General features: G+C 73.3%; 11 protein-coding genes. 3 read left to right on the top strand and 8 right to left on the bottom strand.

Features of this window, described 5'->3' with window-relative positions; all coding sequences use genetic code 11:
- Positions 1-146 precede the first annotated feature (146 nt).
- From A6Q79_RS11040 to A6Q79_RS11030, 3 genes are all read right to left on the bottom strand, one after another.
- Complete coding sequence (locus A6Q79_RS11040; RefSeq protein WP_369038004.1) at positions 147-1,490, bottom strand: class II 3-deoxy-7-phosphoheptulonate synthase; 1,344 nt, start codon at positions 1,488-1,490, stop codon at positions 147-149.
- 73 nt (positions 1,491-1,563) lie between these two features.
- Positions 1,564-2,079 (bottom strand): DUF427 domain-containing protein, encoded by a 516-nt coding sequence (locus A6Q79_RS11035; protein ID WP_067858322.1) that lies wholly within the window; start codon positions 2,077-2,079, stop codon positions 1,564-1,566.
- A 121-nt stretch (positions 2,080-2,200) separates the two neighbouring features.
- Entirely contained in the window at positions 2,201-2,953 is a 753-nt protein-coding gene (locus A6Q79_RS11030; protein WP_067858325.1) for a 1-acyl-sn-glycerol-3-phosphate acyltransferase, read from the bottom strand.
- Positions 2,954-3,033: 80 nt separating this feature from the next.
- On the opposite strand from A6Q79_RS11030, the gene A6Q79_RS11025 reads away from it, so the two are divergent.
- Together A6Q79_RS11025 and A6Q79_RS11020 are read left to right on the top strand one after the other, a co-directional pair.
- On the top strand, positions 3,034-3,819 hold the full coding sequence (locus A6Q79_RS11025; RefSeq protein ID WP_286690370.1) for a carboxylesterase: 786 nt from the start codon (positions 3,034-3,036) through the stop codon (positions 3,817-3,819).
- Entirely contained in the window at positions 3,812-4,255 is a 444-nt protein-coding gene (locus A6Q79_RS11020; RefSeq protein WP_067858330.1) for a hypothetical protein, read from the top strand. The genes A6Q79_RS11025 and A6Q79_RS11020 overlap by 8 nt, the downstream gene beginning before the upstream one ends.
- Here the strand turns inward: A6Q79_RS11020 and A6Q79_RS11015 are convergent.
- From A6Q79_RS11015 to A6Q79_RS11000, 4 genes are read right to left on the bottom strand one after another with little or no spacing between them, the layout of a single operon-like run.
- A complete protein-coding gene (locus A6Q79_RS11015) occupies positions 4,161-5,195 on the bottom strand; it encodes an ROK family glucokinase (RefSeq protein ID WP_067858333.1) in 1,035 nt (344 codons plus the stop codon). The two genes, A6Q79_RS11020 and A6Q79_RS11015, sit on opposite strands and share 95 nt — an antisense overlap.
- Position 5,196: 1 nt before the next feature.
- Positions 5,197-6,216, bottom strand: coding sequence for an ROK family glucokinase (locus A6Q79_RS11010; RefSeq protein ID WP_289016768.1), 1,020 nt, complete (start codon positions 6,214-6,216; stop codon positions 5,197-5,199).
- Complete coding sequence (locus tag A6Q79_RS11005; protein WP_286690368.1) at positions 6,213-6,536, bottom strand: hypothetical protein; 324 nt, start codon at positions 6,534-6,536, stop codon at positions 6,213-6,215. The genes A6Q79_RS11010 and A6Q79_RS11005 overlap by 4 nt, the downstream gene beginning before the upstream one ends.
- Positions 6,529-6,966: an SRPBCC family protein gene (locus tag A6Q79_RS11000; protein ID WP_067858342.1), complete on the bottom strand. Its 438-nt coding sequence runs from the start codon at positions 6,964-6,966 to the stop codon at positions 6,529-6,531. The genes A6Q79_RS11005 and A6Q79_RS11000 overlap by 8 nt, the downstream gene beginning before the upstream one ends.
- Positions 6,967-7,067: 101 nt before the next feature.
- On the opposite strand from A6Q79_RS11000, the gene A6Q79_RS10995 reads away from it, so the two are divergent.
- Positions 7,068-8,855 carry a long-chain fatty acid--CoA ligase gene (locus tag A6Q79_RS10995; protein ID WP_286690367.1) on the top strand — a complete coding sequence of 596 codons (1,788 nt, stop codon included), beginning with the start codon at positions 7,068-7,070 and terminating at the stop codon, positions 8,853-8,855.
- Here the strand turns inward: A6Q79_RS10995 and A6Q79_RS10990 are convergent.
- Positions 8,822-9,595, bottom strand: a 774-nt coding sequence (locus tag A6Q79_RS10990; protein ID WP_317698237.1) for a hypothetical protein, incomplete at its 5' end; no start/stop codon positions are given. The two genes, A6Q79_RS10995 and A6Q79_RS10990, sit on opposite strands and share 34 nt — an antisense overlap.

Below are 9,595 nucleotides of genomic sequence, written 5' to 3'. Positions count from 1 at the left end.
GTGTCGGAGCGGAGGTCGATCACGGCGCGACCCTACCCAGGGGGCCAACCGGTGTTTCGAGACGCGTCACGGTCCGACCTCGCCAGCTCGGTCGCTCCGTCGACGCTCCTCAACCTTGCTCGCGCGCGTTTCGTCCTTCTCTTCGTTCAGGGCGAAACGGCTCGCAACATGTCGGCCACCTGGAAGGCCAGCTCGAGGGACTGCACACGGTTGAGCCGCGGGTCGACGACCGACTCGTAGCGGTGCGCGAGGCCGTGCTCGTCGAGCTCCTCGCCGCCGCCGATGCACTCGGTGACGTCGTCGCCGGTCATCTCGACCAGGATGCCGCCGGGCCAGGTGCCCAGGCTGCGGTGGACGTCGAAGAAGCCCTGCACCTCGCCGACGACGTCGTCGAGGCGACGGGTCTTGTAGCCGGTGGAGGAGGTGAAGGTGTTGCCGTGCATCGGGTCGCAGACCCAGGCCACCTGCACGCCCTCGGCGGTGACCTTCTCGACCAGCCCGGGCAGGCCCTCGCGGACCTTGTCGGCGCCGAAGCGGGTGATGAAGGTGAGGCGGCCCGGGGTGTTCTCCGGGTTGAGCTGGGCCGCCAGGGCCAGCGCGTCGTCGGCGGTGGCCGTGGGGCCGAGCTTCACGCCGATCGGGTTGCGGATGTGGCGGAAGTACTCCACGTGGGCGCCGTCGAGCTGGCGCGTGCGCTCGCCGATCCAGACGAAGTGGCTGGAGACGTCGTACGAGCGCTGGGTGCGGGAGTCGACCCGGGTGAGGGCGTGCTCGTACTCGAGGATGAGCGCCTCGTGGGAGGAGTAGAAGTCGACGGAGCGGAACGCGTCGGGCTCGACGCCGATGGCGTCCATGAACGCGAGGGCGCGGTCGATCTCGCCGCCCACCTGCTCGTAGCTGACGCCGACCGGGCTGTTCTTGACGAAGTCCTTGTTCCACTCGTGCATCTGGCGCAGGTCGGCGTAGCCGCCCGTGGTGAAGGCGCGCGCGAGGTTCAGCGTGGCGCTGGACGCGTGGTACACGTCGACGAGACGCTGCGGGTCGTGCACGCGCGACTCGGGCGTGAAGTCGAAGCCATTGACGGCGTCGCCGCGGTAGGCCGGCAGCGTCACGCCGTCGCGGGTCTCGGTGTCGCGGGATCGCGGCTTGGCGTACTGCCCCGCGAGCCGGCCGACCTTGACCACGGGCACGCTGGCGGCGTACGTCAGGACGACGGCCATCGACAGCAGCACCCGCAGCTTGTTGCGCACGTTCTCGGCGGTGACGCCCTCGAAGGTCTCGGCGCAGTCGCCGCCCTGCAGCAGGAACGCCTCGCCGCGGGCCACGGCGGCCATGCGGTCGCGGAGGTCGTCGCACTCGCCGGCAAAGACCAGGGGCGGCATCCGGCGCAGCTGCTCGAGCGCGCGCTCGCGGGCAGCGGGGTCGGCGTAGGTGGGCTGCTGGGCAGCTCCCATCGCGTGGAGGTCGTCGAGGCTCGGAATGCTCACCAGGAGAGTCTAGTGCGGCTCCCCCACCGGCTCGAAACCCGTCCGTCCGAGGGACGCCCGGCGCAGGACGCCCGGCTCACCAGTGCAGCGTGCCGGGCGCACCCTTGAACGGTCCGCCGACGCGCGAGGTGATCCAGCCGCCGTAGAAGTCGCCGTCCTGGGCCTGCACGACCTCGCCGTCGACGGTGCAGCGGTCCATCTGCGCGGGGTACAGCGCCACGTGGTCCAGGAGCACCTCGTAGCCCCGGGTCGGCGTGGGATAGGTCCACGCGCCCGCGGGCACCACGCGGTCGCCCGCCACGAGGTCGAAGTAGGCCGCCTCCCCCTTGTACTCGCACCACGTCCGACGGGCGACGGGCCGCAGCACGCCGTCACGGACGTCGGCGATCGGCAGGTAGTAGGTCGGCGGGTGGCTCGTCTCCAGGACGCGCAAGGCCGACGTGGTCCGCACGACCTCGAGGCCGCCGAGCTCGACGACGACCGTCTCGGAGCTGGGGACCACGGCGGGCGGGCGCGGGTAGGACCAGACGTCCTCCACGTCGGGCCGCCGGGTCCCGTGCTGGTCGTGGTCGTGACCCTCGTACGCGCTCATGCCCGCCGTCCTCCGCTGGTCGCGGGCCCGACGCCTGTGGGCCCTGCTCCCATCGTCGTCGCCCTACCTCCGCCGCGCACGACGAGTGCCGGACCGGGCAGGTGGGCGCGACGACGCGGCGTCACTCGGGCTTGATCTGGTCCCAGACCTCGTCGGACTCCGCGCGCTCGGCCGTCCGCGCCGCCTCGCGCTCGGCCTCGCGGTCGCGCTTCTTGGCGTCCTGCGCGTACAGGTCGACGTACTCCTGGCCGGAGAGCCGCATGATCTCGTACATGATCTCGTCGGTGACGGCCCGCAGGATGAACCGGTCGCCCTCCAGCCCCTCGTAGCGGCTGAAGTCGAGCGGCTCGCCGAAGCGGACACCGGGCCGGGCCATCCGCCCGAAGACCTTGCCGGGAGGAGCCACGACGTCGGTGTTGATGACCGCGAGCGGGATCACCGGCACGCCGGACTCGAGCGCGATGCGCGCCACGCCCGTGCGTCCGCGGTAGAGCTTGCCGTCGTGGGAGCGGGTGCCCTCGGGGTAGATCCCGCAGACCTCGCCCTCCGACAGCAGGCGCAGCTGCGTGGCGATCGCGCCGGCGGCGGCGGACCCGCTCGACCGGTCGATCGGCACCTGGCCGGCGCCGGAGAAGAACTTCTTCTGGAACCAGCCCTTGATGCCGGGGGTCTCGAAGTACTCGGCCTTCGCCACGAACGTCACGCGCCGCGGGATCACCAGCGGCATGAACAACCAGTCGCTGTAGGACAGGTGGTTGCTCGCGAGGATGACCGCGCCCTCCTTGGGCACGTTCTCGGTGCCCTCGGCCCACGGCCTGAAGATCAGCTTCAGCAGCGGACCCAGGGCCAGGAACTTCAGGAACCAGTAGAACAACGTCGCCTCCTCAGCGTCACCCGGACACTACCGCGATCCGGGGGGTGTGCGGCGGCGACACCGTGGGAGAGGATGGTTCCATGAGCCCGTCCCCCACCGTCGTGCCCGGAGCCGAGCCCTTCGCCCACGACGCCGGCCGCGTCGGTGTCCTGCTCAGCCACGGCTTCACCGGGTCCCCCGCGTCGATGGTCGACTGGGGCCGCGACCTCGCCGACCGCGGGTACACCGTCCGGGTGCCGCGGTTGCCCGGGCACGGCACCACGTGGCAGGAGATGAACCGCACCACCTGGCGCGACTGGTACGGCGCCCTCGACCACGAGCTCGACGTCCTGCGGGAGCGGTGCGACGCCGTCGTCGTGGCCGGGCTGTCGATGGGCGGCTGCCTCGCGCTGCGCCTGGCCGAGCAGCGGCCCGCCGACGTCGCGGGCGTGGTGCTCGTGAACCCGGCGGTCGCGTCGCGCGACCCGCGGCTCAAGGCGGTGCCCGTGCTCAAGCACGTGCTGCCGTCCATGGCCGCGATCGGCGGCGACATCAAGAAGCCCGGGGTCAGCGAGGGCGCCTACGACCGCACACCGCTGCGCGCGCTGCACTCGATGATGCAGCTGTGGGACGACGTCCGCGACGGTCTCGACCGCGTGCAGTCCCCCGTGCTGTTCTTCCGCTCCGTCGAGGACCACGTCGTCGACGACAGCACCCTGGCGCTCGTGCGCGAGGGCGTGCGACCCGACCTGCTGACCGTGGTCGAGCTGACCGACAGCTACCACGTCGCGACCGTCGACCACGACGCCCCGCTGATCCGGGAGCGGTCCGCCGCGTTCGTCGCGGAGATCACGGGTGGGATCACGGACGGGGTCGACCGTGGCTGACCGCGACGACCGCACGCCCGACGACGACGGCGAGGCGCGACGCAGCAGCGACCGCGACGCCTTCGACGCGATCGTCGAGCGGCTCGACCTCGACCTGCCGTTCCCCCTCGGGGTCGCGCAGCCCGCAGAGCCGGAGCCCGAGCCCGAGCCGGTCGAGCTCGACGACCAGCCCGACCCGGTCGACGAGCAGTTCTACCGCCACGTCCGGCCGGGGCCGGCACGGCCGCTGCACCGGGGTCGCGCGACCGCCTGGGCGGGCCTGGTGGGCTCGCCCCTCCTGCTCGTGCTCGCGACGGTCGGCGGCAGCTGGTTGTCGCGCCCCGTGCTGCTGGGCGCGGCGCTCACCTTCGTCGCTTCGGCGATCTACCTGATCGCGCAGCTGCCCGAACACGGACCCGGGCAGCAGGATTGGCCGGACGACGGCGCCGCGCTGTGAGGCGGGCCATGTCGGCCGCGCCGATGAGACCCGCCTCGGGCCCGAGGTGCGCGCGGACGATCCGCGCCTCCGAGCGGTAGCCGCGCCCCGTCAGGGTCCGCGAGTAGGCCTCCCGCGCGGGGCCGAGGAGCATCTCGCGGGCGTCGCTCACGCCGCCGCCGACCACGAAGAGGCCGGGGTCGAGCGCGGCGGCGAGGTTCGCCATCCCGACGCCGAGCCAGTCGCCGACCTCGGCGATCCAGGCGATCGCCTCCTCGTCGCCGGACTCCGCCAGGGGCGTCACGTGCGCACCCTCGACCCGCTCGGGTCCGCCGGCCGCCTCGGCCAGACGTCGGCCGATGGGCGAGCCCTCCGCCACGGCGGCCGCAGCGCGTCGCCCGAGCACGCGGCCGCTCGCGTACTGCTCCCAGCAGCCCAGGTTGCCGCACTCGCAGGCGTTGCCGCCCGGCACGACCTGCATATGGCCGAACTCGCCGGCGATGCCGAAGTGTCCGCGGTAGGGCAGGCCGTCGATGACGAGCGCCCCGCCGATGCCGGTGCCCAGCGTGATGAGGACCAGGTCGGGCTCGTTCTGCGCCGCGCCGAAGCGCCACTCCGCCCACCCGCTGGTGTTGGCGTCGTTGTCGACCATGACGGGCAGCATCGTGCGACGCGCCACCCGGTCGCGCAGCGGCTCGTGCCGCCACGCGAGGTGGGGTGCGAAGAGCACGGTCGACTGCGACGCGTCGACGAAGCCGGCGGCGCCGATGCCGACGGCCTTGACCGGCAGCTCGGCGCGGAACTCGGCGGTGATCTCGACGATCGCGTCGAGCACGGCCTCGGGCTCCGTCGTCGGCGTCTCGCGCCGCGTGCGGGCGATGACCCGGCCGTCCTCGTCGACCACGCCGGCCGCGATCTTGGTACCGCCGATGTCGATGCCGACGGCGAGCCTGTCCGCCACGTCAGTCTCCTGTCCGGTCGGCGGGGGCCGACGTGCTGGTGGTGCGGTCGGACGCGGCACGCCCGAGGTCGGCCGCGCCGACGATGCCGGCCTCGTTGCCGAGCGTCGCGAGCCGGACCTCGGCCACACGCCGGTGGAAGCGGGCGGGCAGGTGCTCCTCGAACGCTGCCCTGACCGGTCCCAGCACGAGGTCGCCCGCCGCGCCCACGCCCCCGCCGATGACGATGACGGTGGGGTCGAGGACGGCGGCGAGCGAGGCGCAGCCCTCGCCGATCCAGGTGCCGAGGTCGTGCAGCAGGTCGACGCACAGGGGGTCGCCCTGCTGGGCGAGGTCGGTGACCATCGGGCCCGTGATCGCGTCGACGCCGCCCGCGCGGGCGAGCAGGGCCGCCGCCGTCGGGTCGTCGGACGCCGCGCGCTCCCGCGCGTCGTGCACGAGGGCGCTGCCGCTCGCGTACTGCTCGAAGCAGCCGTGCTGGCCGCACCCGCACAGCCGGCCGTCGCGCACCAGCCGCAGGTGGCCGACCTCGGCGGCGGCGCCGAAGCCGCCCCGCACGAGGTCACCGTCCTGGATCACGCCGCCACCGACGCCGGTGCCGATCGTCACGAGCAGCAGGTCGTCGGAGTCGGCGCCGGCACCGAAGCGGTACTCGCCCCACGCCGCGGCGTTCGCGTCGTTCTCGACGACGACCGGCAGGTCGAGCAGCCGCGCGATGTCCGCACCGAGGGGCTCGTCGCGCCAGTCGATGTTCGGCGCGAACGTGACCGTCGAGCGGTCGGCGGAGACGAAGCCCGCCGCACCCACGCCGATGCCGGCGACCGGCGCCGTGGCACGTTCGCGCAGGCGGTCGACGAGGTCGGCCACGAGCGCCGCGATCTTGCCGCCGGCCGGGGTGGGCTCGGAGACGCTGTCGAGGATCGTGCCGTCGGCGTCGACGAGCCCGGCGGCGACCTTGGTGCCACCGATGTCGACGCCCACGCCGAGGGTCGGCGGGCGGTCCGTGCTGCGCTGACCCGTCATGGGCGCGTCTCCTCCTCGTCGTCGGCCGGTGCGGCCGTGCGGGTGGCGGCCTCGAAGGCGTCGCGCACCGTCCGGGCGAGGTGGAGGGCCGCCAGCGCGACCTCCTCGACCACCTCGGGGTTGTCCTTCACGAAGCCGACCACCTGGCACACGGGGCACCAGCTCGTGGTGCAGACGTGCTGCGACCCGGCCTCGGTCTCCGGGGCGTCGGGGTCCGGTGCGTCGCGCACGGCGTCGGCGACCGACTCGGTGTCGACGGCAAGCGCGCGGAGCAGCTTCAGGGTCTCCTGCCCGAGGGACCCGACCTCGTCCTCAGGCAAGGCTCTCGACCCGCTGCTTCAACCCGCTCAGCGCCGCGTCGATGATGACCTTCTCCGCCTTGCGCTTGAGCGTGCCGAGCAACGGCACGGCCACGTCGACGGCCAGCTGGTAGGTGACCCGCGTCCCGCCGTCGACCACCGCGAGCGCGTAGGTGCCGTCGAGCGCGGTCAGGACCGTGGCCTTCTCGGCGAGACGCCACGACACCGACCGGTCGCCGTCCCACGTGTAGAGCAGCTCGTAGGTGTCGCGGATCGGTGCGGCGTCGAGCGTGAAGCGCACGTGGTCGGCGCGTCCGTCGGCGCCGGTGGCCAGCACGTCGGCCTGGCGCACGCCCGTGGCCCACGCCGGGTAGGCGTCGAAGTCGGCGATGACCGCCATGACGGCGGAGGGCGCGGCATCGATGACGATGTCGCTGGTCGTGCGCGCCATGCAGCCCTCCTCGGTCGGTCGGATCCTCATCGTAGTGGGACGGCGCGTCGCCGCCGCCCCACGCCTCCGGTGCGGCGTCGACGGCGAGTAGCCTGCGCTACGTGACTGCTGCGGACGATGCCACCCGAGTCCCCGCCGCCTCGCCGGCGTCGACCGACCAGGGCAACCTGACCGACGACGTCCTCGACCGGCTCGCACGCGACCCCGACGCGGTCGCCCTGGCGCGCCGCGGGCCCGACGGATGGTCCGACGTGAGCATCGGCGCGTTCCACGCCGACGTCGTCGAGGTCGCCAAGGGTCTGCTCGCCGCGGGCGTGCGACCGGGCGACCGCGTGGCGCTGCTGTCGCGCACCCGCTACGAGTGGACGCTGGTCGACTACGCGATCTGGTGGGTCGGTGCCGTCACGGTGCCGATCTACGAGACGTCCTCGGCCGAGCAGATCTCGTGGATCCTCTCCGACTCCGGCGCCGTCGCCGCCGTGGTCGAGAGCCCGCACCACCGCGAGCGCGTCGACTCCGTGCGCCAGACGACGGCCGCCCTTCAGCACGTCTGGTCCCTGGACGACGGTGGCCTCGACACCGTCCGCGCGCAGGGGTCGCAGGTCGACGACGCGCAGCTCGAGCAGGCGCGCTCGACGCTCACGTCCGACTCGCTCGCCACCCTCATCTACACGTCGGGCACGACCGGGCGGCCGAAGGGCTGCCGACTCACGCACGGCAACTTCCGCGCCGAGCTGGGCGGCGCCCTCGAGCGGCTGCCGGAGCTGTTCGGCCGCGAGGGTGCCTCCACCCTGCTGTTCCTCCCGCTGGCGCACGTCTTCGCGCGGATCATCCAGGTCGGCGCCATCCGCTCCGGCGCGCGGCTCGGGCACACCGCCGACGTCAAGGACCTCGTGGCCGACCTCGGCGAGTACCAGCCCACCTTCGTGCTCGCCGTGCCGCGCGTCTTCGAGAAGGTCTTCAACTCCGCCAGCACGAAGGCCTACGCCGACGGCAAGGGCCGCATCTTCGACCGCGCGGTGGCGACGGCCATCGCCTACAGCAAGGCGCAGGACGCGACGACACGTCGCGGCGCACCGAAGCGCGTCGGGCCGGTGCTCGCCGCGCGGCACGCCCTCTTCGACCGGCTCGTCTACGGCAAGCTCCGGGCGGCGCTCGGCGGCCACGCCGAGTGGGCCATCTCCGGCGGCGCGCCCCTCGGCGACCGGCTCGCGCACTTCTACCGCGGCATCGGGGTGACCGTCCTGGAGGGCTACGGCCTCACCGAGACCACCGCGGCCCTGTGCGTCAACACGCCGACCGCCCAGCGCGTCGGGACCGTCGGCCGCCCGTTCCCCGACACCGAGGTGCGGATCGCCGACGACGGCGAGCTGCTGTTCCGCGGCCCGCAGGTCTTCCACGGCTACTGGGAGAACGACGAGGCCACCGCCGCCGCTCTCGACGCCGACGGCTGGTTCGCCACCGGCGACCTCGGCGACGTCGACGACGACGGCTACGTGCGCGTCACCGGCCGCAAGAAGGAGATCATCGTCACCGCCGGCGGGAAGAACGTCGCCCCGGCGGTGCTGGAGGACCGGGTCCGGGCGCACCCCGTCGTGAGCCAGTGCCTCGTCGTGGGCGACGGCAAGCCGTTCATCGCCGCGCTCGTCACCATCGACCGCGAGGCATGGGACGGCCCCCTGGACTCCCCCGAGCTCGAGGCCGCCGTCCAGTCGGCGGTCGACGACGCGAACTCGCTGGTCTCCCAGGCCGAGTCGATCCGCAAGTTCGTGATCCTCGAGGAGGACTGGACCGAGGAGAACGGCTACCTCACGCCGTCGTTCAAGGTGAAGCGCACCGCGGTGCTGCGCGACCTTCACGACACCGTCGAGGCGCTCTTCTCCAGGTAGGCCCGCCACTGCGTGGTGATCTGCGCGACACTGAGCCCCAGGTGACGCCGTGCGGCGTCGTCAACGTCGGCGCCGTCGCGCACCGACTCGTAGAAGGCGACGATGCTCTCGTTCGAGCGCTCCTGCGCGAGCATGCGGAACACGAGCCAGGCCGACTCGTACACGGCACCCAGCCCGTGCCCGCCCGCTGCGGCGAACGTGTCGGCGTCGGGCAGGGTGCGCGGCGGACCGTCGGCCCGGACCTGAGCGAGCGCCTGCCCCGCGCTGACGGCGAGCGGCGCGTCGTCGCGGCGCAGCGCCACGTAGTCGGCGAAGCCCTCCGCCACCCACGTGACCATCGACGTCCCCACCGCGCCGGTGAGCAGGTGGGCCGCCTCGTGGGTGATGACGACCTGCCGGGCCCGTGCGTCCATGTCGGCGAAGAGGTCGGGGTTCAGCACGATGACGCGGGCGGTCCCGGTCGTGCCGTCGACGGTCGTCGTCACGCCGGCGATCGCCGCCACCTCGTCCTGGGTCTCCCCCACCAGCGCCGCAGTGGTCGCCCGTGAGCGCGGCGCGACCACCGTGAGGCGTCCGTCGGCGTCGGCGACCGTCGCGCGCACGGCACGGTCGGCGCGCGTGGCGGCGGCGAGCGCGTCGAGGTCGGGCACGCCGCCGTCGACGCTGACGACGCGCACGTCGTCGGGACCCTCGCCCACCCGCCCCTCACCTGCCAGCCACAGCGGCAGACGGTCCTGCCC

Origin of the sequence: Aeromicrobium sp. REDSEA-S32_B7 (assembly GCF_001626145.1) — a bacterium.
Classification (GTDB): Bacteria; Actinomycetota; Actinomycetes; order Propionibacteriales; family Nocardioidaceae; genus Aeromicrobium; species Aeromicrobium erythreum.
This window is presented reverse-complemented; position numbering and strand designations above follow the sequence as displayed.